This is a genomic window from Halobacillus sp. GSS1 (assembly GCF_017307035.1).
In the GTDB taxonomy this organism is placed as follows: Bacteria; Bacillota; Bacilli; order Bacillales; family Halobacillaceae; genus Halobacillus; species Halobacillus litoralis.
In genome coordinates this window covers 19,324-45,186 of record NZ_JAFLHE010000003.1, presented here as the reverse complement: position 1 = coordinate 45,186, position 25,863 = coordinate 19,324, and the positions used below count along the sequence as shown (strand labels likewise).

The following is a 25,863-nucleotide window of genomic DNA, read 5'->3' as shown; positions in this document are numbered from 1 at the left end:
TTTTTTATCATAATGAATAGCGTTCAACAGAACGTTTATTTTCCTAAGCAGAATTGCGAGAATAACTGATCGATCAAGCTCTCGTGAACGGTATCCCCGACGATTTCCCCGAGAATCTCCCACGTTCTTGTGACATCGATCTGGACGACATCAAGCGGAACTCCCATCTCCATACCATTTTGGGCATCTTCAAGGGCTTGTTTCGCCTGCTTTAATAACTGAACATGACGGACATTCGAAACATACGTCATATCACCGGCATCAAGATCTCCTTCAAAGAATGTATCGCCAATCGCTTGTTCCAATTGGTCAATCCCTTCTTCACGGATCAAGGATGTTGTAATCACAGGGTGATCCCCGGCCAATTCCTTCACTTGATCAAGGTCTAAGCGTTGTTCCAGATCCATTTTATTAACAATCACGATAATATTCATATCGCGGATGGCTTCAAAAAGTTTTTGATCCTCTTCGCTCAGCTCATCCCCATAGTTTAACACAAACAGAATCAGGTCAGCTTCTTTCAGTACTTGCCTCGAACGTTCAACACCGATTTTTTCCACGATGTCTTCTGTCTCCCTGATCCCCGCTGTATCTACTAGACGAAGTGGAACACCGCGAACATTGACGTACTCCTCAATCACATCACGGGTCGTTCCTGGAACTTCCGTCACAATCGCTTTATTTTCATGGACAAGAGCGTTCATCAATGAAGATTTACCGACGTTAGGACGGCCGATAATGGCCGTACCCAGTCCCTCTCTTAATATCTTCCCTTGCTTCGCCGTTTCCAGAATGCGAGTAACTTCTTCGTGCACTTCTTTTGTTTTCTCTTCCATCATTTCATGCGACATCTCTTCAACGTCATCATACTCTGGATAGTCGATATTCACTTCCACATGAGCGAGCGTTTCCAGAAGTTTTTGTCTTAAATCCTGAATCAAGTTCGATAATCGCCCATCCATCTGCTTCAACGCGACATCCATAGCCCTGTCCGTTTTTGCACGAATCAAGTCCATGACTGCTTCCGCTTGGGAAAGATCGATACGACCATTCAAAAACGCGCGTTTCGTAAATTCACCGGGCTCAGCCAATCTGGCGCCACTCGCCAGCACAATCTCTAGCAATCGGTTAACCGAAACGAGGCCGCCATGGCAGTTGATCTCGACAATATCTTCTCTCGTAAAAGTCTTCGGGGCACGCATGACAGATACCATTACTTCCTCCGCCATTTCGCCCGTCTCAGGGTCAATAATCTTTCCGTAATGCATCGTGTGGGAATCGACTTCATTCAAATCCTTCCCTTTGAAAAGGCTGGCAGCAATCGTCACGGCCTCTGGTCCACTTAAGCGCACAATGGCAATCGCCCCTTCTCCCATCGGGGTCGAAATAGCGGTTATTGTATCTGTTTCCACACGCACTCACCTCCTGAAAATTTTTGATTTATATTTATCCACAATAGGAATATTATTAATGTCACTAACAAACTAGCTTACCACACCGCCACGTGTTTTGAAAAGATATCAACACGTATATTCCCTCTTTTTGCACCTTTTAGTTATCCACATGTGCATAACTCTTCCTATCATTTTCTCCACCATACCAGGGAACAATACGACCACAAGCTATTTATTGAACGAACTGGCAGGATTGTTGAGGACTCAGTTTCGAGATGCCTCGAGGTTCGTTGCCATGTTGAGCGTGAGGGATCGCTGGGAAGCCACTCGCTTTCCTGTGGGGGAGCGAGTGGCTTCCTCGGACTACGTCGTGCGGGATCTCGCCTATCTCCTTCTCCCACGGGAGTCTCGCAGCTTCCCAACCACCCATTCGATGTAGGAGAGTACGAACGCTTCACTGTAAGAGGTTGCTTCCCATCCAATTACCATGTCAAAAAAGCAGATTATTCCGAAGTGGTTTCGAGATACTTATATAACAAAGGGGCGGAGTGGAATGGCGAGACTCCTATTTTAAGTGTGCAGGGGCCTCGATCAGCGGCGTATGGACTGGACTGAGCTGGCGGAGATAAAGGAAACACGGAGAGCATAGCGATTCGATGTTGACTTATCGTACAGAAGCGAGGGAAGTCTCACTAGCCGCTAGGCGCCGGAACCGGATATCTAGGAGGAAAAGAGTGCTTAGTGAGACCCCACTGGACGCAGTCCGAGGAGGCTCACCGCGCTCCCGCGGAAAGCGAGTCATTCCCCGCAGCCCATCTACTCAACAAAAGTTTCGAAACTAATTACTTAACAATAGGGAGCGTTTGTTGGTTTAGGAATCCATAAAAAATGCTCCTGTTCATGAAAGATGAACAGAAGCATGAGTAACACATTATTGAGGTCGAATGACGACGTGCCTGCGGGGATCGTTCCCGTCAGAATCGGTCTCGATTTTTTTATGGTTTTGCAATGCGCTGTGTATGATTTTTCTTTCATACGAAGGCATCGGCTCAAGCTTCACTTCCTGATTTGTCCGTATCGCCTTCTCAGCCAATCGATGCGCGAGGTTCTCTAAGGTTTCTTTTCTGCGACCACGATATCCTTCTGCGTCTAACATGACAGTATAGAAAACATCGGACTCGCGATTCACGACAAGTTGAGCCAAATATTGAAGGGAATTCAATGTTTGGCCACGTTTGCCAATCAGCATCGCAATCTTTTCACCTTCAAGCTCCATGTAAATGTCGCGCTGCCGGAGCTCGGTTCTCACCTGGACAGGAGCGCCCATTTGTTCTGCTACTTCATAGATGAATGTTTCAACGTCCTGCACTGGATTTTTCTTGATCGTTACTTTTACAATCGCTGGTTTCGTACCAAAACCGAGAAATCCTTTTTTACCTTCATCAATGATCTCGACATCGACTTGATCTCTTGATGTACGCAATTGCTCTAGTGCTGTTTGGATCGCCTCATCAACTGTAGTTCCCGTAGCAGTCCATTGCTTCACTAGTTTGCTCCTCCTGTCTCATCTTTCATCATTGGTCTACGAATGAAAATGGTTTGAAGAATCATGACAACGTTACCGACAATCCAGTACAACGCAAGGGCAGATGGGAAGAAGAATGCGAATGTACCAATCATCAACGGCATGATATATAGCATCATTTGCATTTGTGGATTCTGCGCAGCTGCGCCTCCGGCCATCATCAATTTCTGCTGAAGGAACGTAGTTCCCGCTGTCAGAATCGCTAGAAATGGATCCGATTGTCCAAGCTCAAGCCATAGGAAATTATGGGTTTGAACTTCCTGCGTTCTCATAATCGCATGGTAGAAACCAATCAGGATCGGCATCTGTACGATAATCGGCAAACACCCAGCTAGTGGATTGACGCCGTTTTTCTGGAAAAGCTGCATTGTTTCTTGTTGAAGCTTCTGTTGAGTCTGAGCATCTTTAGAAGAATACTTCTCTCTCAATTCTTTCAATTCCGGTTGAATATCCTGCATCGCTTTTGAACTTTTCAATTGTTTGACGTTCAATGGCAAAAGCAAGACGCGGATAATGATTGTAACGATAATAATCGCCAATCCGTAACTTCCATTCGTGGCATCAGCGAAAAACAACAATGTTTGTGATAATGGATAAACAATATATTCATTCCAAAATCCTGTACTATCCGAGGTGATCTCTTGGTTGACGTCCATACACCCGGATAGGAACGTAAGCATACCTGTCATCGCGACCAGGATGAGTAATTTATTCCGCAACGTTCCTTCCTCCTTAATAAAATCGCTCTTCTATCTTTTTTTAATACAAACCGATGAATGACTATACGACAATCATAAGTTTAGCATTAGTTGACACCATAATTCTATATGATTACGTGTGAATTTTTTTATTTAATAGCTTTGACCGTGATAATACGTGGGTCAGGCTTTTCTTTATCTCATGAAATTCCATTTGATTGGTCGGTTTCCGTGCAATGATGACAAGGTCATAATTTGGGTGGATCTCTGCCTCCAGTTCATGAAAGGCCTGCCTGAGATACCGCTTGATCTGGTTCCGCATGACCGCATGACCGATTTTCTTACTGACGGATAAACCGATTCGAAAATGGGATTGCTCTTCCTTTTTCATATAATAAAGGACCAGCTGGCGATTGGCGAACGACTGCCCGCGACGAAAAACCTTTTGAAATTCTTCATTTTTTTTAATACGATAAGCTTTTTTCATCGAACACCCTCCAAAATCACATACAAGGTGGCTTGGGCAGACCGTTTTGCCTTCCACTATTTTTCCAGCAAGAGATCTTTTACCATTATGTAGAAAAATATCTCTTTTTATCCTTCTATCACCTTTTTGGTGATTAAACATCTATAAAGAATGAAAAAGTATTTCTAAGTCCTTCTTTTCTATAAAAAAACAAAAGAGGGACGAAGATCCGCCCCTTCTTTTGACCCTTATACTGAAAAAAAGACCACTGATTGTTTTCAGTGGCCTATGCTGATAGAACTTTTCTTCCTTTACGACGACGACGTGCAAGAACATGACGACCATTCTTACTGCTCATACGTGCACGGAAGCCGTGTACTTTTTTGCGCTTACGATTATTTGGTTGAAACGTGCGTTTACTCATTATATATACACCTCCTGAGGAAAATTCCAATAATACATCTAAAAGGCAGTCCCGATTAGTATAATAAATCCCCTTGCTTTTTGTCAACTTTTATTTTAAGGATGGATCCTTAAAGATCACACCCGTTATATAACAGGTCTGTACTATAACAAACGAAAGCTTTTGTCTAAAATAAGCGAACAAACTCTCCCCCTGGCGAACATTCACAGGATCTGTGTATAATTTAACCCTGCGTTTTCTACTGTCCACAACAAATATCGACAAGAAAATCACAAAATATAGTGTTGTGGATGACTTTTGTCTACAAGGCGTTGAAATTGTGGATAAGTTAGTGTGAACCATTGCAACTGCCGTTTTTATCTGGTATTATATTTGTGTTTAACCGTGAATGACTTCTGAAGACCATAAACCTTTTCCACAGATTGTGGATAACGTGTGGACAGTTATTAACACGGCTGTTTATGTAGTTATGCACAAGAGTGTGGATATTGAAAATAACTTTCTAGAACTCTAGTAAAATCAACTTTCGGACATCCACATCCGATCAGAGGTTTTTTAACGACATCCATTATACAAACCTTATACGATTACCTTTCGATCCTTTTGCTACGTTCGAAAAAGAGAACGAAAGGTTTTTTTGTTTTCCACTGAAACAGAGAGGGGTGAAACAATTTGGAGAACATCAATGAATTATGGAACAATACGCTCGAGCAGATTAAAGAAAAAATCAGCAAACCGAGCTTTGAAACATGGCTGAAAGCAACTAAAGCAGATTCTTTAAATGAAAATACGCTGACGATCGTTGCTCCGAATGAATTCGCCAGAGATTGGCTTGAAAATCAATATGAGAGCTTGATTACGGAAACTTTATATGAAGTGACTGGGGCGGAACTTGATACAAAGTTTATTATTCCGGAATCTAAGGACGACTCCCTGGAAGATGTGAAACTATCATCTAAAAAAGTACCGAATGTAAAGAACAATGGAAACGAAGAGTCACCGCAAAGCATGCTGAATTCCAAATATACCTTCGATACCTTTGTCATCGGTTCAGGCAACCGCTTTGCTCATGCAGCTTCCTTAGCTGTTGCAGAAGCACCAGCCAAAGCCTATAACCCTTTGTTTATCTATGGTGGCGTAGGACTTGGTAAAACGCACCTGATGCATGCGATTGGACATTATGTACTCGATCATAATCCAAATGCCAAAGTGGTTTATCTATCATCAGAAAAGTTTACAAATGAATTCATTAATTCCATCAGAGACAATAAAGCCGTCAACTTCCGTAACAAATATCGAAGTGTCGACGTGCTTTTAATAGATGATATACAGTTCCTTGCAGGAAAAGAACAAACACAGGAAGAGTTCTTCCATACGTTCAATACACTCCATGAAGAAAGCAAGCAGATTGTCATTTCCAGTGACCGCCCGCCTAAAGAAATCCCAACACTGGAAGATCGCCTGCGCTCACGATTTGAATGGGGATTAATCACGGACATTACTCCTCCTGATTTGGAAACAAGGATCGCCATCCTTCGTAAAAAGGCAAAAGCGGAAGGATTGGATATCCCGAACGAAGTGATGCTTTACATCGCCAATCAAATTGATACAAACATCCGCGAACTGGAAGGTGCACTGATCCGTGTCGTTGCTTACTCTTCTTTAATCAATAGTGATATAAACGCGTCGCTTGCAGCAGAAGCTTTGAAAGATATCATTCCGAGCTCCAAACCCAAGGTCATTACAATTGAAGCTATTCAGGAAATGGTCGGTGAAAAATACAATGTGAGGCTGGAAGATTTCCCGGCAAAGAAACGCACAAAATCTGTCGCCTTTCCAAGACAGATCGCCATGTATCTCTCAAGGGAACTGACTGATTTCTCTTTGCCGAAAATTGGTGAGGAATTTGGAGGCCGTGATCATACAACGGTCATTCATGCCCATGAAAAAATCTCAAAAATGGTGGCAGATGATCAACAGCTGCAAAAAGAGTTGGATGAAATCAGAGAACAGTTGAAATCTCACTAGTGGATAATGTGAATAGTGGTTGCACGTTCGTCAACAGCCTATCCACATGTGGATAACCATAGCAAATCACCGTTCACTCTTGTTATCCACATTTCCACAGCCCATACTAGTACTATTACTGCATTTTATAATAAAAATAATTAATATATGCTCAAGTAGGAGGAGTGTATTCAAAATGAAATTCGTTATCCAAAGGGATCAATTGATCAATAGTGTTCAAAACGTCATGAAAGCCATCTCTTCCAGAACCACGATTCCAATTCTTACAGGAATGAAACTCGAAGCAACCGAAGAAGGAATCAAATTAACAGGTAGTGATTCAGATATTTCGATTGAATCTTTCATTCCTAGTGAAGAAGACGGCATTGTTTATGTAGAAAACATCGAACCGGGAAGCATCGTACTTCAGGCTAAGTATTTCCCTGATATTGTGCGTAAACTTCCTCAAAATACGGTGGAGATAGAGAGTGACCATACGCGTAATGTCACGATACGTTCCGGGAATGCAGAATTCCATTTGAATGGACAGGATCCAGAAGAATACCCGCAACTTCCTCAACTTCATACAGAAGAGAGCTTTGAACTGCCGATTGACCTTTTAAAAAATTTAATACGTCAGACAGTTTTCGCTGTATCGACTTCTGAAACAAGACCAATCCTCACGGGGGTTCATGTAAAACTTGAAGACGGAAGCCTGGAATTCATTGCGACCGACAGCCACAGGTTAGCTTCGCGTAAAATTCCATTGGAACAACCGGAAGGAAAATCATTACCGGCGGTTGTCATTCCTGGTAAAAGTTTGACGGAATTAAATAAAATCCTTGATGATTCCGAAGAAACGATTGAAGTAAGTGTGACAGAAAATCAGGTGTTGTTCCGTACGAAACATCTTTATTTCCTTTCACGTCTGCTAGATGGAAATTATCCTGAAACTTCCCGATTAATTCCCGAACAGAGCAAGACCATTGTCAAAATCGATACAAAAGAATTGCTGCAATCAGTAGATCGTGCGTCTCTTCTCGCGAAAGAGAATCGCAACAATGTTGTTCGTTTAATTACAAAAGAAGACAATCATCTTGAAATTACAGGGAACTCCCCCGAAGTAGGGAATGTTGTCGAAGAAGTGATGGCGACTGCTGTCGATGGAGAAGATCTGAAGATTTCCTTCAGTGCCAAATACATGATGGATGCACTGAAAGCGGTCGATTATGACCAGGTAAAAGTCGAGTTTACAGGAGCCATGCGTCCATTCTTGATCCGCCCTGTCGATGACGACCAGATTTTACAGTTGATTCTCCCTGTCAGAACTTATTAAATCTTAGAAAAAGGTAAAGGTAAAAAGGTGCTTTATGTTTTGCATAGAGCACCTTTTCTTATTGGGCAGTTTTGGAGGATTATTTGTAGAGACATTGGATCATAAGTGACTTTGTTCATAACCGTTCGTTTCACAGAACTCATTACTTAGGCAGCTAAGTTTTTTGATAAGCAGTGAAAAATCGAAAATGATTGAATGATGAAAGAATAGATAAAATACAGAAGTTGAAAACTCCATAGTAAAGGGATGAAAGAGGCATACAGACCTGTTTCGTCTTCTCACACTTTCTTTACACACCTATCTTTAGTAAAATGAAAAATAGGTGAATTCATGAAATAGGGTGAAATGATATGAACGAAGAGATCGGTATCAGTACAGAATATATTCCATTAGGGAAATTTTTAAAATTAGCCAATATTGTCGAATCGGGTGGAATGGTGAAAATTTTCTTGTCGGAATTTGAAGTTTTGGTAAATGGAGAACCTGACAATCGTCGTGGCCGCAAACTGTATGTGGGCGATACAGTAGAAGTGGAAGAATTCGGCAGCTTCACTGTCGTCGAAGAAGCTTAGGTCAGGCGTATGTATATCCATGAGTTATCATTACGTTCATTCAGGAACTATGATGAGCTCTCATTGACGTTCGACCATAAGATCAATGTCATCATTGGTGAGAATGCCCAGGGAAAAACCAATCTGATGGAAGCGATCTATGTACTCGCTTTTACGAGATCCCATCGTACGCCGAGAGACAAAGAACTGATACAGTGGGATGAAGAGTATGGTAAAATAAAAGGGAGTATCTTTAAACGTAATCGTCGCTTTCCTTTGGAAATCATCGTTTCTAAAAAGGGGAAAAAAGCGAAATTGAATCATATTGAGCAAAAGCGTCTGAGCGACTATATCGGCGCTTTGAACGTGGTGATGTTTGCACCTGAGGATCTCAATCTTGTAAAGGGGAGTCCTCAGGTGCGTCGTCGGTTTATTGACATGGAAATCGGCCAGATCCAACCGACATATATTTATCATTTAGGACAGTATCAGAAGATTCTCAGACAACGAAATCATCTGTTGAAAGATTTACAGCGTAAGCCGGGAGCGGACCGGACGATGCTCGGTGTTTTGACAGAGCAGCTGATTGAACATGCAACGACGATTGTCGAACGCCGGTTTAAATTCCTACAGCTCCTAAGATCATGGGCTACACCGATCCACGAAGGAATCAGTCGGCAGTTGGAGAAGCTCGAAATTGCTTATGATGCGAGTGTACGAGTATCAGAGGATATGAATTTGGAAACAATAAAGAATACATTCTCTGAAAAGTTTGCAGAAATTGAATCAAAAGAAGTGGAACGCGGGACGACGTTGGCAGGACCACATAGGGATGATTTGGTTTTTTACGTGAACGGAAAAGATGTCCAAACGTATGGGTCACAGGGCCAGCAGCGGACGACAGCTTTGTCTTTGAAACTCGCTGAAATAGAGCTGATTCATAGTGAAGTAGGCGAATACCCCATTTTGCTTCTTGATGATGTACTTAGTGAACTGGATGATTTCAGGCAATCGCATCTGCTTCATACGATTCAAGGAAAAGTGCAGACGTTCGTTTCTACGACGAGTATTGATGGAATTGAACATGAAGCACTGGAACAAGCGGAAATTTTCCGTGTGAAAGAAGGAACGATAGACGTAGAGAAATGAGGTGGCGAATTGTTCATTCATATCGGGGATGATCACGTCATCCAGTCGAAGGATGTCGTGGCGATCATTGATCATAGTTTGATTTCATCTTCTTCCATCATCGAAGAGATGATTCATAACCAACGTAAGGACAAGCAGGTCATTGAAACGGAAGACCACCAGGCGAAAGCCATTGTAATTACGAATGATGTCATCTATTTCAGCCCATTATCTGTCTATACTTTAAAGAAACGGGCGAACATGATGACGACACTGAACAAATTGGAAGATTTCTCGGAAGAGTCCGATTTTTAATATATCCATAGATGATAGACGTAAGGGATTAGAGATAAACCACTTGAGAAATGTAGGTGAGTACCATGAAGGAAGATATTATCGAAGAGCAGCAGGCATATGATGAGAGTCAAATACAGGTACTGGAAGGATTAGAAGCGGTAAGAAAACGTCCAGGAATGTATATTGGTTCCACCAACGAAAAAGGCCTTCACCACCTCGTATGGGAAATCGTCGATAACAGTATCGATGAAGCGATGGCCGGTTTTTGCGATCATATTCAAGTCGCGATCGAAAAAGACAACAGCATTACGGTTACCGATAACGGCCGTGGTATTCCGGTCGGGATACAGGAGAAAACAGGACGTCCCGCTGTTGAAGTCATACTGACCGTTCTTCACGCCGGAGGTAAGTTCGGCGGGGGCGGTTATAAAGTATCCGGAGGACTCCATGGTGTAGGGGCGTCCGTCGTAAACGCCTTATCTACGAAACTGGAAGTGTTTGTTCACCGTGATGGAAATATCCATTACCAGGCTTATCACCGTGGTGTTCCAGAAGAAGACTTGAAGGTGATCGGAGAGACTGATCAGACCGGAACACGCATTCAATTCAAACCAGACCCTGAAATTTTCACAGAAACAGAGGAATATAAGTTCGAAATTCTAGCTAATCGTTTGCGTGAGCTCGCTTTCCTCAACAAGGGGCTTACGATCACAATCGAAGATAAACGTACAGATGAAGAGCCTGTGAATTACTATTTCGAAGGCGGAATCCTTTCTTATGTCGAACATATGAACAGGACGCGCGAAACCCTGCATGATGCCTTTTTCATCGAGGATGAGCAGGACGAGATTTCCATAGAAATCGCCATGCAGTACAACGATGGATTCGCGAGCAACATTTATTCCTATGCCAACAACATCCATACGTATGAAGGCGGGACACACGAATCCGGGTTCAAGACCGGTTTGACACGTGTGATCAACGACTATGCACGTAAGAACAATATGTTCAAGGAGACGGATCCGAATTTGACCGGCGACGATGTCAGGGAAGGTTTGACAGCGATCATCTCGATCAAACATCCGGACCCGCAGTTTGAAGGTCAAACAAAGACGAAGCTCGGCAATAGTGAAGCCCGTACCGTTACGGACTCTCTGTTCTCAGAAAGTTTCACAAAGTTCCTTTTCGAAAATCCAAACATGGCGAAAACGATTGTTGAAAAAGGATTGATGGCTTCAAGAGCAAGAATGGCCGCGAAGAAAGCTCGTGAATTGACACGCCGTAAAAATGCGCTTGAGGTCTCCAACCTGCCAGGTAAATTGGCGGACTGTTCGTCCAAAGATGCGAACATCTCTGAACTTTACATCGTTGAGGGGGACTCTGCCGGTGGATCTGCCAAGCAGGGACGAGATCGTCATTTTCAGGCGATTTTGCCATTGCGCGGTAAAATCATCAATGTTGAAAAAGCACGCCTGGATAAAATCCTTTCCAACAATGAAGTCCGTGCCATTATTACCGCCCTTGGTACAGGGATCGGTGAAGAATTCGATATTTCAAAGGCACGTTATCATAAGATTGTCATTATGACCGATGCCGACGTCGATGGTGCACACATCCGTACTTTACTATTGACGTTCTTCTACCGTTATATGCGTCCATTGATTGAACATGGCTATATCTATATCGCTCAGCCGCCGCTTTATAAGATCCAGCAAGGAAAAGCGATCTACTACACGTACAGTGATAAGCAACTGGATGCGAAGCTTGCGGAGCTTTCCAACTCACCGAAGCCCGGTGTTCAGCGATACAAGGGTCTTGGAGAGATGAACCCGGAACAGCTATGGGAAACGACAATGGACCCTGAAACGAGAACGATGCTTCAGGTCAGCTTAGAGGATGCGATGGGGGCGGATGAAACCTTCGATATTCTTATGGGGGACAAGGTCGAACCACGTCGTAACTTCATTCAAGAGAACGCACAATACGTACAAAACCTTGATGTTTAATATACAACGAATGTCATGAAAGAGAGGGAAAGGGAGGCGAACATTTCCTTTCCCCTTTTAGGTAACTAGGAGGTAAAAGAATGGTGGATCAACCCGAACGTCCGCGCGTACAGGAAGTCAACATCAGTCACGAAATGCGAACTTCATTCCTGGATTATGCAATGAGTGTCATCGTGGCCCGTGCCCTTCCTGATGTTAGAGACGGCCTGAAACCTGTACACAGAAGGATTTTATATGCGATGCATGACCTTGGTATGCATGCGGACAAAGCTTACAAAAAGTCTGCACGTATCGTAGGGGAAGTGATCGGTAAGTACCACCCTCACGGGGACTCTGCTGTCTATGACACAATGGTGCGTATGGCACAGGACTTCAACTACCGATACATGCTCGTCGATGGACACGGAAACTTCGGTTCGGTGGACGGAGATGCCGCAGCCGCCATGCGTTATACGGAAGCACGTATGTCCAAGATTTCCATGGAGATTCTGCGTGATATCAACAAAGATACCATTGATTATAACGATAACTACGATGGAACAGAGCGGGAGCCTGTAGTGCTTCCATCCAAGTTTCCGAACTTGCTCGTCAACGGGGGTTCAGGGATTGCTGTCGGAATGGCGACAAACATTCCCCCTCACCAGCTTGGCGAGGTTATTGATGCGGTTCTCGCGCTCAGTAAAGACCCGGATATTACCATCCAGGAATTGATGGAAAACCATATCTATGGTCCGGACTTCCCGACAGCAGGTAAAATTCTCGGCTTAAGTGGCATTCGCAAAGCTTATGAAACAGGGAAAGGCTCAATCACGGTCCGCGCAGATGTAGAAATTGAAGAACAAGCCAATGGCAAAGCCCGTTTAATCGTGCACGAGCTTCCTTATCAGGTGAACAAAGCCCGACTTGTTGAAAAAATTGCCGATCTTGCTCGCGATAAGAAAATCGATGGCATCACAGATCTTCGTGATGAGTCGGACCGTAATGGTATGCGTATCGTTATTGAGTTACGTCGTGATGTAAATCCGAATGTGCTTCTCAACAACCTTTACAAAATGACGGCCCTGCAATCAACGTTCGGCATCAATATGCTCGCACTCGTCAACGGCCACCCGAAAGTGCTCAACTTGAAACAGTGCCTTGAGCATTATTTGGAACACCAGAAAGTCGTCATTCGCCGCCGTACCGAATACGAACTTAGAAAAGCAGAAGCGCGTGCTCATATTCTGGCTGGTCTGCGTATTGCCCTTGACCACCTGGATGAAGTGATTTCACTGATTCGTGAATCTCAAACGACTGAGATTGCACGTACCGGTTTGATGGAACGTTTCGGTCTTTCTGAAAAGCAGGCCCAAGCAATTCTTGATATGCGTCTGCAGCGCCTAACCGGTTTAGAGCGTGAGAAAATCGAGAATGAATATCAGGAAGTCATGGAATTGATTCAAGAATTAAAAGCGATTCTTGCAGACGATGAAAAGGTCCTTGAAATTATCCGTGAGGAACTACTGGATGTGAAGGAACGCTACAATGATGAGCGCCGTACAGAAATCGTCCTTGGCGGAACAGACTTCATTGAGGATGAGGACTTAATTCCTGAAGAGACGGTCATTGTCACGGTCACTCACCAGGGCTATGTCAAACGTCTTCCTGCATCTACTTATCGTTCACAGCGCAGAGGTGGACGAGGAGTGCAGGGAATGGGTACACACGAAGAAGATTTCGTTGAACACCTATTATCCACATCGACACATAATACTTTGCTTTTCTTCTCAAACAAAGGGAAAGTATATAAAGCTAAAGGTTACGAAGTCCCTGAATTCAGCCGAACGGCTAAAGGAATTCCAATCATCAACATGTTGAACGTGGAGCGTGATGAGTGGATCAATGCAGTGATTTCAGTTGAAGACTTTGTCGATGACTGGTACCTGGTCTTTACAACGAAGAACGGAATCACGAAGCGTACGACACTGTCCCAATTTGCGAATATCCGAAAAGGCGGATTGATCGCTCTCGGTTTACGTGAAGATGATGAACTGATCTCCGTCCGTCTGACGGATGGAACGAAAGATATCATGATCGGAACCCAGAACGGCTATTTGATCCGTTTCAATGAAGATCAAATCCGAGCGATGGGACGTACAGCCGCAGGTGTTAAAGGGATCTCCCTCCGGGAAGACGACAAAGTCGTATCCATGGAAATCCTTGATGATTCCCTGCAAGTACTCACCGTTACAAGCAAAGGGTATGGAAAGCGCACACCGGCCGAGGAATACCGGATTACCAACCGTGGTGGTAAAGGGATCATTACGTGTAATCTGACAGATAAAAATGGTCAGGTCGTCGCTACGAAAGCCATTAATGGTGAAGAAGATATCATGATCATAACAGAGAGTGGTGTCTTAATCCGTATGCCGATGGAAAGTATTTCTGAAACAGGACGGAACACACAGGGTGTACGCTTGATTCGTCTTGGAGAAGGTGAAGAAGTCGCTACCGTCGCTCGTGTCGAGTCAGAAAAAGAAGAAGAAGAATTATTAGAAGAAGCGCTTGAAAAAGAAGCGGAATCTCAAGATGAGGTTTCTGAAGATGCTGAAACACCATCTGATTCAACAGAAGAAGAATCAGATGAATCATAAGTAAGCAAACTTCTATGATCCGTCGCCTGTCGAATTATTCGACAGGCGACTTTTTTATAGATGGAGGAATAACAGAGTAAAAGTGATCCATTAAATTTTCAATATTTGCTATTTTATTACATCATTCATGGTAATATAGAACTAGACGTCATACATAAGACCTTTATATAAGTATTTAGTGTGCAGTTTGCTTTCTTGAGGGCATGGCGGCAAGCCGTCCTCACGGGAGATCTGCAGTATTTAAATGCCGCGGTTTAGTCTTTCAGGATAGCTCGCTTATCTGAAATGACTGTGAGATTAAGGTTCTGACATAAAAAGAAACTAGTGAAAGGTGGTTCGTTGTCATGAGGGTAGCTACATCTCAATTGGAACCGGGTTGTCTCTTGACGAAAGATGTCATGGGGCGGACGAATCGACCGATTGTTCCTAAAAATACGACCCTTCAGCCTGTCCATATTGATGTACTGCAAAAATTCAACATTGATCTCGTGGAAATCTCCAATCGCCGGTCGGACGGTTCGCTTTTTATAGCTTCCGGAACCACAGACCAGGAAGATCCACATCAGAAACGGGGGATGGAGGAAACGCCCCTTCCATTTTTTGAATCCTACTTAGCTGCCGTTCAGGAATATAAAAAATGGTTCATTTCGTGGCAGGGAGGCTCGCCTGTAAATATTAGCGAGATCCGCAAAGTGATGGTCCCCCTCCTTGAGAGAGCGGCTGATTCCGCAGGGAGGGAGGTTTTCTCGCTCCATCATTATACATCCAGTAAAGATTATATCTATCATCACAGTGTAGCGATGGGGCTGTTGTCCAGCTATGTTGCACGAAAAATGGGATACAATTATGGTGAATGGATTCAAGTCGGTTTAGCAGGTCTTCTAGCAGATAGTGGGATGGCTAAAATCAGTGAACGAATTACATGGAAAGATTCCCCTTTAACAGAGCAGGAATATGAGAGGGTGAAAAACCATCCGACTTACAGCTATCGCAACGTAGAAAAAATCTCTTCCTTGAGCAATCACGCGAAGATTGCTATTTTACAGCATCATGAACGTTTGGATGGGACAGGTTATCCTTTAGGAGTCAGTCAGAATAAAATCCATCCGTTCAGTCAGATCATCGCTGTTTGTGATATGTATCACGCTATGACGTCTGAGAGGATGTACCGTAGGAAACAGTCCCCTTATAAAGTGCTCGAAGAAATCCTCCAGGAACAGTTCGGCCGCTATGACCATAAAGTAATCAGCGCTTTAGTTAAGGAAATGACCAGTTATTCTACAGGGACCAACATTCGTTTGTCTGATCATCGCGAGGCAGAGGTAATTTTCGTGGAAAAGGCAAATCCGACAAGGCCGCTGGTACGGACCATAGATGACGGACAGATTCTCGCGTTGAAAGAACAACTGGACCTTCATATTGAAGAAGTATATGAATAAAAGAGACCAGTTTGCTTCAGGAAAGGGAGGCAAACTGGTCTTTCAGCCAGGAAGCGAAAATTTTTGGAATGCGACCCGAGGCTGAATGTAAAAAGTGTACGATGAACACATAATCCTCTCGATCTTTCATCTGCTCCATTTCCCCCCACCACTCCCCTTCATAACGGACGAGCATACTCAAGTTATAAAGGACAGCAAAATAAGCCAGCAGTTCAGGCCATTCTTCATCAATGGTGATAGGGAGCGGGTTCTTTAGGAGAAACAGCTCTTCCATTCCAGGAAGCGGACGGAGCAATTCATCCATTGATATCTTTGTTTTTTGTGAGGAAAATTGAAACAAATGCTCAGCTGCATGCGGAAATAATCCATGCGGCTGAATACGGATATCGTCCTCTAAAAAACGATAATGCTGTTTTTTTCTTTTACGTGTCGACAGCCCGTGGGCAAGAACCTTTGCAGTGGCAGGATATCCAGGATCAACCGTCAACAGGCAGCTTTTAATAAAATGGTTCATTCCATAATAAAAAAGAAGAGGCTTTACACTCAGAGGTGTATGTAAAGCTGTCGACCAATAATCCTGCCCGAGGCTGAGACCGTGAATGAATCGTTCTGCATTGTTGTATGCATGATGTTCGGCTCGTGAATGATTGATCTTTTCATAACAAGACAACAAGAAGGGTCTTGTATGTGCAGTCACTTGAAGGTAAGTGAGAATTGGATCGGTGGAGTGCAAAGAAAGTTCCTCCTTTCTAACATCAAAGGAATTCTCTCCCATTTTTTTATGGTTGAAAAAGCCCGACCATTGTCGTATTGTAAATAACAATAAGAAATGGTGTTACGAGAATATACCACTTATTTTACCCACTTTCACCCAAACTATTTTAAGAAGAAAAGGAGAGGTCAAGCATGCGTGAAGACAAGTTTACAAAAGAAGGTTTAACGTTTGACGATGTACTACTTTTGCCTGCTAAGTCCGATGTTTTGCCGCGTGATGTTTCGCTGGCAACAGAGTTGTCTCCAACGTTACGTCTGAATATGCCCATCATCAGTGCCGGAATGGATACGGTGACGGAGGCCAAGATGGCGATCGGTATGGCACGTCAGGGAGGACTTGGCGTCATTCATAAAAATATGTCGATTGAAGAGCAGGCGGAACACGTGGACCGAGTGAAACGCTCCGAAAGCGGCGTCATTACGAACCCGTTCTTTTTGACTCCCGAACACCAGGTTTTTGATGCTGAACATTTAATGGGGAAATTCCGTATTTCCGGTGTGCCGATCGTCAATAGTGTGGAAGAACAGAAACTTGTCGGAATCATCACCAACCGTGACCTCCGTTTTATAGAAGATTATTCGATTCAAATCAGTGACGTCATGACGCACGAGAACCTTGTCACAGCACCTGTAGGAACGACACTCGATGAAGCAGAAAAAATCTTGCAGCAATATAAGATTGAAAAGCTTCCGATGGTCGACAACAATGGGATTCTCAAAGGATTGATCACCATTAAGGATATAGAGAAAGTGATCGAATTTCCTTTATCAGCAAAAGATGAGCAAGGACGTCTTCTGTGTGCTGCAGCTGTTGGTGTCACGGCAGATGCGATGACGCGTATTGATAAATTAGTAGAAGCAGGTGTCGATGCTCTTGTTGTTGATACTGCTCATGGACATTCTCAGGGTGTGATCGAACAGGTCAAGCGCATCCGTGACCGTCATCCAAAAGTGAATATCATTGCAGGCAACGTAGGGACAGCAGATGCAACACGCGAATTGATCGAAGCCGGAGCGGACGTTGTCAAAGTCGGAATCGGGCCAGGTTCCATTTGTACCACACGTGTCGTTGCTGGTGTCGGCGTCCCTCAAATCACAGCCGTCTATGACTGTGCGAAAGAAGCGGCGAAATACAATAAGCCGATCATTGCCGACGGAGGAATCAAATACTCCGGTGATATTGTGAAGGCTCTTGCCGCAGGCGGACATGCCGTCATGCTCGGAAGCTTGCTTGCCGGTGTCTCTGAGAGTCCTGGCGAAACAGAAATCTTCCAGGGCCGCCGTTTCAAAGTCTATCGTGGAATGGGATCTGTCGGTGCCATGGAATCCGGATCCAAAGACCGCTACTTCCAAAGCGAGCAAGAATCGAAAAAGCTTGTACCGGAAGGGATTGAAGGACGTATGCCATATAAAGGACCATTGGCAGACTCCATTCATCAGCTTCTCGGTGGTATTCGTTCGGGTATGGGGTATTGTGGAACACCAACTATCACGGCTTTACGTACAGACGCACAATTCACAAGAATTACAGGAGCAGGCTTAAGAGAGAGTCATCCACATGATGTACAAATTACAAAAGAAGCGCCAAACTACTCCGTTTGACCCGTATAAAAAGTGATAGACAGGGACTTTTCCCTGTCTATTCTTTTATATACGCATGTGATAAAATAACAAAGATGCATATTTTAAGGGTGGAGGTTGAGAAAGTGACACAAAGAATAAAAACATCTATGGCCTTGATGTTGGCATTGCTTATGGGGTTCTTTGCTGTGTCCATGAATCCTGGACATACATACGCAAGCGTAGATGTTGGCGCAGAATCGGCAATACTCGTGGACGCGGAAACAGGGAAGATTTTATTTGAAAAAGAGGCGGATTTGACATTACCTCCTGCCAGTATGACGAAGATGATGACCGAATATCTTGTCATGGAGGCAATTGAGGAAGGGCAAATCAGCTGGGATACGACAACACAAATTAGTCAATACGCTTTTGATATATCGGCAAATCCTGAGTTTTCAGGGGTTGGCCTGAAGCTGGACGAGCAATACACGGTACGTGAACTGTATGAAGCGATGGCAATAAACTCAGATAATGCGACAACCATAGCTCTTACAGAATTGATTGCTGGCAGCGAAGGTGAATTTGTTCAAATGATGAACGAAAAAGCAGCAGAAATGGGGCTGCCTGATTATGATTTTGTGAATGCAACAGGACTGAATAACTCCCACTTGGGAGACAATTATCCTGAAGGCACAGATCCTGAAGCAACGAATATGCTTTCAGCGAAGTCTGCTGCACTGCTTGCTTATCACTTAACGAATGATTATCCGGAAGCGCTTGAGATCTCAAGCAAACCGACACTTGATTTTGCCGGACAAACCGTAACGAACTGGAACTGGATGCTTCCAGGTATGCCTGGACAGAACTTGGCGCAGTTCGAATATGAAGGAATGGACGGATTGAAAACAGGTTACACAGAACTTGCCCAGAACACGTTTACAGGAACAGCAGAACGAGATGGGCAGCGTTTTATTTCCGTTGTTATGAAATCCGAATCCAGAGCTTCCCGTTTTAATCAAACGAAACAATTGCTCGACTACGGATTCAATCAATTCTCACGTCAGGAACTTTTCGCAGCAGGAGCGACTCCTGAAGAAGAGTCGACACTACCTGTCGCAAAAGGAAAAGAAGATAATGTAGCGATTGAAACGAGTGCGGCATTGAGCACACTTGTTAAAAACGGTGAAGAAGATCAATATGAGATTCAGTTCAATATCTCTGAGGATCAGTTGGATGACAACGGTAACCTTGTCGCTCCCGTAGAAAAAGGGCAGAAAGTCGGGACAGCGAAGCTCGTTTACAACGGAGAAGAGGACTATGGGAATATTCTTGCTGACGGTGGACCAACCGTCGAAATCGTCACTTCTTCCAGTGTGGAGAAAGCAAACTGGTTCATGCTGACCCTTGGTGCGATCGGAGAATTCTTCAGTGATATCTTCACAGGCGCCGTCGACATGGTTAAAGGCTGGTTTTAGGTGAAAAAATCCCTAGATAACCAGTGGGATTTAATATAGTATTGCGTTACAATAGAGGATAAGAATCTATGATTCGAAATAAAATGTTTAAACTATAGAGCTGTTAGGGAGGAATCAACATGGCACAAACAGGTACGGATCGCGTAAAACGCGGCATGGCAGAAATGCAAAAAGGTGGCGTCATCATGGACGTCGTAAACGCAGAACAAGCAAAAATCGCTGAAGAAGCGGGTGCGGTAGCCGTAATGGCTCTCGAACGAGTTCCAGCAGACATCCGCGCAGCAGGCGGGGTCGCTCGTATGGCTGATCCTACGATCGTTGAAGAAGTAATGAATGCCGTTTCTATTCCAGTTATGGCAAAAGCTCGTATTGGGCATATTACAGAAGCACGCGTTCTTGAAGCTATGGGCGTTGACTATATCGATGAGAGTGAAGTTCTTACTCCAGCTGATGAAATCTATCACATCAAAAAAGATGATTACACAGTGCCATTCGTATGTGGCTGCCGTAACTTGGGTGAAGCGACACGCCGCATCCGTGAAGGTGCATCCATGCTTCGTACAAAGGGTGAACCAGGAACAGGTAACATTGTAGAGGCTGTCAGCCATATGCGTCAGGTCCAGTCACAGATCCGTCATTTGCGTGGACTTTCAGAAGATGAAGTGATGGTCTACGCAAAAGATAACGGCGCTCCATTTGATCTACTGATGGAGATTCGTGAAGAAGGGCGTCTGCCTGTCGTTAACTTTGCTGCCGGCGGCATTGCAACCCCTGCAGATGCTTCCTTGATGATGCAGCTTGGAGCAGACGGAGTGTTCGTTGGGTCTGGTATCTTCAAATCCAACAACCCAGAAAAGTTCGCCCGTGCAATTGTTGAAGCAACGACTCACTATGACGATTACAAGCTGATTGGTGAATTGTCTAAAGGTCTTGGAACAGCCATGAAGGGTATGGAAATGTCTACTCTTACTCCTGAACAGCGTATGCAGGATCGCAGCCAGTAAATAAAGGAGAATGCAGCATGACTACAATCGGTGTATTAGGCCTGCAAGGCGCTTTCCGTGAGCACGTGCGTTCTGTCGAAGCGACCGGTGCCAAAGCCGTCGTCGTCAAAAGGACAGAACAACTGAAAGATATTGATGGCTTGATTATCCCTGGTGGCGAGAGTACGACCATCCGTAGACTGATCGATAAGTACGAGTTCTTAGAACCGATCCGTGAGTTCGGAAAAAGCGGCAATCCGATCTTCGGTACATGTGCCGGACTTATCCTGCTCGCTTCAGAAATCGATGGTTCTTATGACGTACATCTAGGGGTCATGGATATTAAAGTTCGTCGTAACGCTTTTGGACGCCAACGTGAAAGTTTTGAAGCGGATCTTGATATTGAAGGTGTGGCAGAAGGATTTAATGCCGTATTCATCCGTGCTCCTTACATTGAAGGAGTCGGGGAAAATACGAAAGTGCTGGCCCGCTACGACGGTCATATTGTAGCCGCTCAGGAAGGTCACTATTTAGCTTGTTCCTTCCATCCAGAATTGACGGACGACCACCGTTTAACCGCCCATTTTGTGAAAATGGTAGAAGAAGCTAAGAAAACACTTGCATTATAATTCTGAATCCGCTAATCTTATGTAACACAAACCATAAACAAACGCGATGACAGGAAATAGTAACATGTCCCTTCTTCTCAAAGAGAGTCAGTGGCTGGTGTGAACTGACGGAGAAGCCATGTGAATCCATCCTCGAGTGTCTGACTGAATGAAGTAGGTCAGACCGGTACTCACCGTTATGAGTGAAGCCGGAAGGTCACACAGACCTTCAACTTGGGTGGTATCGCGGGAAGCATAAACCAAAGCTCTCGTCCCTTCTTTAGGGACGGGAGCTTTTTATTTAGCTTACAACTAATCGAAGTGAGTAAATAAAGGAGGAGATAAACATGTTGGACATGAAATACTTACGCCAGAACTTTGAAGAAGTAAAAGGAAAACTGCAAAATCGTGGAGAAGACCTCTCTGACTTGGATGCTTTCGGCGATTTGGACAGCAAACGCCGTGAGCTGATTCAGGAAACAGAAGAACTGAAGGCCAAGCGGAATGAAGTATCCAAAGAAATTTCCCAGCTGAAAAAAGCGAAGGAAGATGCGGACGATAAAATCAAGGAAATGCGCGAAGTCGGGGATCGTATTAAAACTCTGGATACAGAGCTTAAAGATGTGGAAGAGAAACTTGAAACGCTTCTATTATCCATCCCGAACATTCCTCACGAAAGTGTACCTGTCGGAGGCGATGAAGAAGACAATATCGAAGCACGAAAAGCAGGAGAGATCCCGACATTTAATTTTGAAGCTAAACCTCACTGGGATGTAGCGACAGATTTAGGCATCCTTGATTTTGAAAGAGCATCCAAGGTGACAGGCAGTCGTTTTGTATTCTACAAAGGGCTAGGTGCCCGTTTAGAGCGTGCATTGCTCAATTTCATGATGGATCTGCATGCGGATGAACACGGGTATCAGGAAATGCTCCCACCACAAATGGTCAATCGCACAGCGATGACAGGTACAGGGCAATTACCTAAATTTGAAGAAGACGCGTTTAAAATTGAAGACTGGGATTACTTCCTCGTACCAACAGCTGAGGTTCCCGTCACAAACTTCTATCGAGAAGAAATACTATCTGTTGAAGACCTTCCACAAAAATTTGTAGCTTTCAGCACGAATTTCCGTTCCGAGGCAGGGTCTGCCGGCCGTGATACAAGAGGGTTGATTCGTCAGCACCAATTCAATAAAGTGGAGCTTGTCCAGCTGGCAAAGCCGGAAGATTCTTATGATGTTTTGGAAGAACTGACAGGTCATGCTGAAAAAGTCCTTCAGCTGTTGAAACTTCCTTATCGTGTGATGAGCATGTGTACGGGAGACCTTGGCTTTACAGCAGCGAAGAAGTATGACATCGAAGTGTGGATCCCAAGCCAGGAGACTTATCGTGAAATCAGCTCTTGCTCTAACTTCGAAGATTTCCAGGCCCGTCGTGCAGGCATCCGTTTCCGTAGAGAAGAAAAGGGTAAGCCTGAATTCGTACACACGTTGAATGGTTCTGGTCTTGCCATCGGTCGTACCGTTGCAGCGATTCTTGAAAATTATCAGCAGGAAGATGGAACCGTCATCGTCCCGGAGGTTCTTCGTCCATACATGGGTGGAAAAGAAGTCATCAAATAACTCAAATACATCGAGCGTCAACAAAACATGCGCCTGGATCCTTTTGGTTCCAGGCGTATTTCTTTGAATTCGTAATTGAAAGCAGAGGTCGCGAAGGGTTGTTGACTCTGTGGAAGGGAATTTGTATAATAACGAGGTAACAATTTTTCGTGATGGTTCGACAACAATTTCTTTTTTTAAAAAGTTGCAGGATTTTGTTGACGGATACGGACAACCATGATATTATATTTATTGTCGGTCACACGGAGGAGTACCCAAGTCCGGCTGAAGGGAGCGGTCTTGAAAACCGCCAGGGGGTTTACGCCCCGCGGGGGTTCGAATCCCTCCTCCTCCGCCATATTATTATCAACAATAGCGCATAAATATTGGAGATTTATAGAACAGAAATCGTTACTTCGCGTAACGATTTTTTATTTTGCTTTCATTGAATGAATAAAGAGTAAAGCCCTCACCGGTTATCCTGGCGAGGGCTATTTTTTTATCTTATTAAGAATCCAATAATACCTCTTCTTTATTGGGATAGGTCTTTTCAATATGCTGCTCACCCCAGGCACAAAGCATGTCCAATGCCCCTTTTAATGTCCAGCCGTATTCCGTCAGTTCATACTCCACTTTAGGCGGTACCTGATTATAAACGATTCGTGTAATGACTCCATCGCTTTCCAATTCCCTCAGCTGCTGGGTCAACATTTTTTGTGTGATTCCTGGCATTAATCGTTTGAGCTCACTTGTCCGTCGTTTATTTTCTATTAAGTGGCACAGAATGACGACCTTCCACTTGCCTCCGATGACTTCCAGAGCCGCTTCCACCGGTATATTATATTTCGGCATGAGATTGACCTCCTCTAGAGCTCCTATGTTTCTTTTTAGCATGTATAACCGATGATTCACTATACACGAAAGAAACATAAGTTAAAAATATTTTGCCTGAACACCCTCACACCCCTCTGTTCTATACAATTGTTACTTACAGGTGCCTATAGCACACAGAAGTGCGTACTTCTCAAGTACTCAATCAGCCCTCATAATAAGGTTTGTCATCCAGAGGCGCCCTGGATACATGGGTTTCAGATATTATTCTTATTTATATATGAGGAGGAAAATGATGAGTTCACACGCAGAGAATATCAAAGAAAATTCTCTTGATCATAAGTCGAAAAGTTTTCCGTTTGCTTTGTTGGCCCTTGCTATTAGTGCGTTCGGTATAGGAACGACAGAATTTGTACCTGTAGGTTTATTATCCACGATGGCCGATGACCTTTCTATATCCATTACACTTGCGGGGGTATTGATATCCGGTTATGCTGTCGGTGTTGCTGTGGGGGCACCTGTTTTGACGGCTCTTACCAATAAGATGAGCCGGAAAAGTTTATTGTTGGCTCTGATGGTTGTTTTCATTCTTGGTAATTTAGTGGCTTCGGTTTCGACAAGCTTCACCTTGCTGTTAATTGCGAGGATCATCACTGCTTTTTCTCACGGTATATTCTTCTCCATTGGTTCGACTATTGCTGCCAGTTTAGTCCCTGAGCATAAGCGGGCAAGTGCCATTGCCTTTATGTTTACAGGATTGACGGTTGCGACGGTGACAGGCGTGCCTTTAGGAACATTCATTGGACAAACTTTTGGTTGGCGGGCGACATTTGCCGGTGTAGCTTTGCTCGGCGTAATCGGCATTATCGCAAGTGCTTTGCTTGTTCCGAAAAACCTGGAAGAAGCACCACCTGCAAGCTTTCGTGATCAATTAAAAATACTAACTGAAAAAAGAATTCTGCTCTCCTTCGTCATTACAGGATTAGGATATGGCGGAACGTTTGTGGCCTTCACATACCTTGCTCCTTTACTGGAAGAAGTGACAGGTTTCGATCCGAAGTTTGTCAGCGTGATTCTGCTCATCTATGGAGTTGCGGTGGCGATCGGAAATACGATTGGTGGAAAAGTTTCCAATAAAAATCCGATCAAAGCTTTGTTTTGGATGTTTGTATTGCAGGCAATCGTATTGCTCCTGTTGGCTTTCGTCATTCCATTTAAAGTGTTGAGTTTAGTTGTATTGTTTTTCATGGGACTGTTTGCTTTCATGAACGTCCCTGCTTTGCAGATCTTGGTCGTTCAATTAGCTGAGAAGTATGTTCCATCTGCAGTTAATGTAGCTTCTGCTTTGAATATTGCCGCTTTCAACGTCGGTATTGCTATCGGATCCTCCGTCGGTGGGGTCATCGTTGATACGATTGGTCTTGTTCATACACCATGGATTGGTGCAGTGATGGTAGGGGGAGCTGTCATCTTAACAAAACTGCTGCATACGATGGAACGCTAATCTACGAGAAGGACTCCTTTTTTTCATAGGGGTCCTTTTCTCTTGTTATAATAAAATAATGGAGAGAGGAGGAAGGCTATGGGTTACGTCGAGGACTTACGGGCAATTATCGGTCACCGGCCCATTATTTTAGTTGGCTCTGTGGTAATGATTCTGGATGAAAAAGGACGTATTTTACTGCAGGAACGAACATCCCCTCAAGGTGTATGGGGACTGCCGGGAGGTTTGATGGAACTTGGAGAAAGCACGGAACAAGTCGCCAAACGTGAAGCATTCGAAGAGACTGGATTAAAGGTCGAGGACCTGCAGTTATTGAATGTTTACTCGGGGGAGGATCAATTCAGCCGAGCTCCTAATGGAGATGAGTTTTACGTTGTTACAACAGCTTATTTCACTAGACATTTCAGTGGGGGCTATGCTTTTGATCCTGCAGAAACGGTACAGGTGAAGTTTTTCGAGTTTCATGATTTGCCTGAGAAGATGGTTGGTAGTCACCGGAGGATGATTGAAGATTATAGAAAAAAAACACCTGACGTCGAATGAACGTCAGGTGTTTCTTC

At 44.1% G+C, this 25,863-nt stretch carries 22 protein-coding genes, 1 tRNA gene and 1 other annotated feature; of the genes, 16 read left to right on the top strand and 7 right to left on the bottom strand.

From position 1 onward, the window contains the following. Positions 1–35: 35 nt before the first annotated feature. From mnmE to rpmH, 5 genes are all read right to left on the bottom strand, one after another. On the bottom strand, positions 36–1,412 hold the full coding sequence (mnmE, locus tag J0K78_RS08740; protein ID WP_206946335.1) for a tRNA uridine-5-carboxymethylaminomethyl(34) synthesis GTPase MnmE: 1,377 nt from the start codon (positions 1,410–1,412) through the stop codon (positions 36–38). 913 nt (positions 1,413–2,325) lie between these two features. Next, on the bottom strand, positions 2,326–2,940 hold the full coding sequence (gene jag, locus J0K78_RS08735; RefSeq protein WP_160910486.1) for an RNA-binding cell elongation regulator Jag/EloR: 615 nt from the start codon (positions 2,938–2,940) through the stop codon (positions 2,326–2,328). Continuing rightward, on the bottom strand, positions 2,940–3,698 hold the full coding sequence (spoIIIJ, locus tag J0K78_RS08730) for a YidC family membrane integrase SpoIIIJ (RefSeq protein WP_206946334.1): 759 nt from the start codon (positions 3,696–3,698) through the stop codon (positions 2,940–2,942). The genes jag and spoIIIJ overlap by 1 nt, the downstream gene beginning before the upstream one ends. 112 nt (positions 3,699–3,810) lie before the next feature. After that, positions 3,811–4,164 carry a ribonuclease P protein component gene (gene rnpA / locus J0K78_RS08725; RefSeq protein ID WP_160910484.1) on the bottom strand — a complete coding sequence of 118 codons (354 nt, stop codon included), beginning with the start codon at positions 4,162–4,164 and terminating at the stop codon, positions 3,811–3,813. A 265-nt stretch (positions 4,165–4,429) separates the two neighbouring features. Beyond that, complete coding sequence (gene rpmH / locus J0K78_RS08720; RefSeq protein WP_160910483.1) at positions 4,430–4,567, bottom strand: 50S ribosomal protein L34; 138 nt, start codon at positions 4,565–4,567, stop codon at positions 4,430–4,432. Between the two features lie 672 nt (positions 4,568–5,239). Here rpmH and dnaA point away from each other — a divergent pair. The 8 genes from dnaA to J0K78_RS08680 all read left to right on the top strand — a co-directional run bounded on the left by dnaA (position 5,240) and on the right by J0K78_RS08680 (position 15,964). Further along, on the top strand, positions 5,240–6,595 hold the full coding sequence (dnaA, locus tag J0K78_RS08715) for a chromosomal replication initiator protein DnaA (RefSeq protein WP_146814498.1): 1,356 nt from the start codon (positions 5,240–5,242) through the stop codon (positions 6,593–6,595). Between the two features lie 175 nt (positions 6,596–6,770). Then, complete coding sequence (gene dnaN / locus J0K78_RS08710) at positions 6,771–7,910, top strand: DNA polymerase III subunit beta (RefSeq protein WP_206946333.1); 1,140 nt, start codon at positions 6,771–6,773, stop codon at positions 7,908–7,910. 350 nt (positions 7,911–8,260) lie between these two features. After that, positions 8,261–8,482 (top strand): S4 domain-containing protein YaaA, encoded by a 222-nt coding sequence (yaaA, locus tag J0K78_RS08705; RefSeq protein WP_160910481.1) that lies wholly within the window; start codon positions 8,261–8,263, stop codon positions 8,480–8,482. A gap of 9 nt (positions 8,483–8,491) precedes the next feature. Further along, a complete protein-coding gene (gene recF, locus J0K78_RS08700) occupies positions 8,492–9,610 on the top strand; it encodes a DNA replication/repair protein RecF (protein ID WP_206946332.1) in 1,119 nt (372 codons plus the stop codon). A gap of 9 nt (positions 9,611–9,619) precedes the next feature. Next, a complete protein-coding gene (remB, locus tag J0K78_RS08695) occupies positions 9,620–9,904 on the top strand; it encodes an extracellular matrix regulator RemB (protein WP_206946331.1) in 285 nt (94 codons plus the stop codon). A 65-nt stretch (positions 9,905–9,969) separates the two neighbouring features. Then, complete coding sequence (gene gyrB / locus J0K78_RS08690; RefSeq protein ID WP_242517798.1) at positions 9,970–11,892, top strand: DNA topoisomerase (ATP-hydrolyzing) subunit B; 1,923 nt, start codon at positions 9,970–9,972, stop codon at positions 11,890–11,892. 80 nt (positions 11,893–11,972) lie between these two features. After that, the gene (gene gyrA, locus J0K78_RS08685) at positions 11,973–14,525 is read left to right on the top strand and encodes a DNA gyrase subunit A (RefSeq protein ID WP_206946330.1); all 2,553 of its coding nucleotides are present in this window, start codon (positions 11,973–11,975) and stop codon (positions 14,523–14,525) included. Between the two features lie 344 nt (positions 14,526–14,869). Then, positions 14,870–15,964: an HD-GYP domain-containing protein gene (locus J0K78_RS08680; protein ID WP_206946329.1), complete on the top strand. Its 1,095-nt coding sequence runs from the start codon at positions 14,870–14,872 to the stop codon at positions 15,962–15,964. A 16-nt stretch (positions 15,965–15,980) separates the two neighbouring features. Here the strand turns inward: J0K78_RS08680 and J0K78_RS08675 are convergent, their stop codons facing one another. Further along, positions 15,981–16,697 carry a YaaC family protein gene (locus J0K78_RS08675; protein ID WP_206946328.1) on the bottom strand — a complete coding sequence of 239 codons (717 nt, stop codon included), beginning with the start codon at positions 16,695–16,697 and terminating at the stop codon, positions 15,981–15,983. Positions 16,698–16,870: 173 nt separating this feature from the next. Between J0K78_RS08675 and guaB the strand changes: the two genes are divergently transcribed. The 6 genes from guaB to J0K78_RS08645 all read left to right on the top strand — a co-directional run bounded on the left by guaB (position 16,871) and on the right by J0K78_RS08645 (position 23,326). Next, positions 16,871–18,340: an IMP dehydrogenase gene (gene guaB / locus J0K78_RS08670; RefSeq protein WP_206946327.1), complete on the top strand. Its 1,470-nt coding sequence runs from the start codon at positions 16,871–16,873 to the stop codon at positions 18,338–18,340. Between the two features lie 104 nt (positions 18,341–18,444). Further along, positions 18,445–19,776, top strand: coding sequence for a serine hydrolase (locus tag J0K78_RS08665; protein ID WP_370551099.1), 1,332 nt, complete (start codon positions 18,445–18,447; stop codon positions 19,774–19,776). A gap of 119 nt (positions 19,777–19,895) precedes the next feature. Next, positions 19,896–20,780 (top strand): pyridoxal 5'-phosphate synthase lyase subunit PdxS, encoded by an 885-nt coding sequence (pdxS, locus tag J0K78_RS08660; RefSeq protein WP_160910474.1) that lies wholly within the window; start codon positions 19,896–19,898, stop codon positions 20,778–20,780. Between the two features lie 17 nt (positions 20,781–20,797). Then, on the top strand, positions 20,798–21,388 hold the full coding sequence (pdxT, locus tag J0K78_RS08655) for a pyridoxal 5'-phosphate synthase glutaminase subunit PdxT (RefSeq protein WP_206946326.1): 591 nt from the start codon (positions 20,798–20,800) through the stop codon (positions 21,386–21,388). Between the two features lie 37 nt (positions 21,389–21,425). Further along, positions 21,426–21,647, top strand: a binding site (T-box leader). Between the two features lie 67 nt (positions 21,648–21,714). After that, positions 21,715–22,989, top strand: coding sequence for a serine--tRNA ligase (serS, locus tag J0K78_RS08650; protein ID WP_206946325.1), 1,275 nt, complete (start codon positions 21,715–21,717; stop codon positions 22,987–22,989). Between the two features lie 244 nt (positions 22,990–23,233). Further along, a tRNA-Ser gene (locus J0K78_RS08645) sits at positions 23,234–23,326 on the top strand. Positions 23,327–23,475: 149 nt separating this feature from the next. Here J0K78_RS08645 and J0K78_RS08640 read toward each other — a convergent pair. Then, positions 23,476–23,820, bottom strand: coding sequence for a winged helix-turn-helix transcriptional regulator (locus J0K78_RS08640; RefSeq protein WP_160910471.1), 345 nt, complete (start codon positions 23,818–23,820; stop codon positions 23,476–23,478). Positions 23,821–24,094: 274 nt separating this feature from the next. Here J0K78_RS08640 and J0K78_RS08635 point away from each other — a divergent pair, with 274 nt between their 5' ends. After that, positions 24,095–25,303 (top strand): MFS transporter, encoded by a 1,209-nt coding sequence (locus J0K78_RS08635; RefSeq protein ID WP_242517797.1) that lies wholly within the window; start codon positions 24,095–24,097, stop codon positions 25,301–25,303. Between the two features lie 78 nt (positions 25,304–25,381). After that, positions 25,382–25,846: an NUDIX hydrolase gene (locus J0K78_RS08630; protein ID WP_206946324.1), complete on the top strand. Its 465-nt coding sequence runs from the start codon at positions 25,382–25,384 to the stop codon at positions 25,844–25,846. Positions 25,847–25,863 lie beyond the last annotated feature (17 nt).

What these genes read in the sequence shown, in the direction of transcription:
- rnpA (WP_160910484.1), bottom strand. Translation starts at nt 4,164, where the DNA reads ATGAAAAAAGCTTATCGTATTAAAAAAAATGAAGAATTTCAAAAGGTT.
- rpmH (WP_160910483.1), bottom strand. Translation starts at nt 4,567, where the DNA reads ATGAGTAAACGCACGTTTCAACCAAATAATCGTAAGCGCAAAAAAGTA.
- dnaN (WP_206946333.1), top strand. Translation starts at nt 6,771, where the DNA reads ATGAAATTCGTTATCCAAAGGGATCAATTGATCAATAGTGTTCAAAAC.
- yaaA (WP_160910481.1), top strand. Translation starts at nt 8,261, where the DNA reads ATGAACGAAGAGATCGGTATCAGTACAGAATATATTCCATTAGGGAAA.
- recF (WP_206946332.1), top strand. Translation starts at nt 8,492, where the DNA reads ATGTATATCCATGAGTTATCATTACGTTCATTCAGGAACTATGATGAG.
- gyrB (WP_242517798.1), top strand. Translation starts at nt 9,970, where the DNA reads ATGAAGGAAGATATTATCGAAGAGCAGCAGGCATATGATGAGAGTCAA.
- gyrA (WP_206946330.1), top strand. Translation starts at nt 11,973, where the DNA reads ATGGTGGATCAACCCGAACGTCCGCGCGTACAGGAAGTCAACATCAGT.
- J0K78_RS08680 (WP_206946329.1), top strand. Translation starts at nt 14,870, where the DNA reads ATGAGGGTAGCTACATCTCAATTGGAACCGGGTTGTCTCTTGACGAAA.
- guaB (WP_206946327.1), top strand. Translation starts at nt 16,871, where the DNA reads ATGCGTGAAGACAAGTTTACAAAAGAAGGTTTAACGTTTGACGATGTA.
- pdxS (WP_160910474.1), top strand. Translation starts at nt 19,896, where the DNA reads ATGGCACAAACAGGTACGGATCGCGTAAAACGCGGCATGGCAGAAATG.
- pdxT (WP_206946326.1), top strand. Translation starts at nt 20,798, where the DNA reads ATGACTACAATCGGTGTATTAGGCCTGCAAGGCGCTTTCCGTGAGCAC.
- serS (WP_206946325.1), top strand. Translation starts at nt 21,715, where the DNA reads ATGTTGGACATGAAATACTTACGCCAGAACTTTGAAGAAGTAAAAGGA.
- J0K78_RS08640 (WP_160910471.1), bottom strand. Translation starts at nt 23,820, where the DNA reads ATGCCGAAATATAATATACCGGTGGAAGCGGCTCTGGAAGTCATCGGA.
- J0K78_RS08635 (WP_242517797.1), top strand. Translation starts at nt 24,095, where the DNA reads ATGAGTTCACACGCAGAGAATATCAAAGAAAATTCTCTTGATCATAAG.
- J0K78_RS08630 (WP_206946324.1), top strand. Translation starts at nt 25,382, where the DNA reads ATGGGTTACGTCGAGGACTTACGGGCAATTATCGGTCACCGGCCCATT.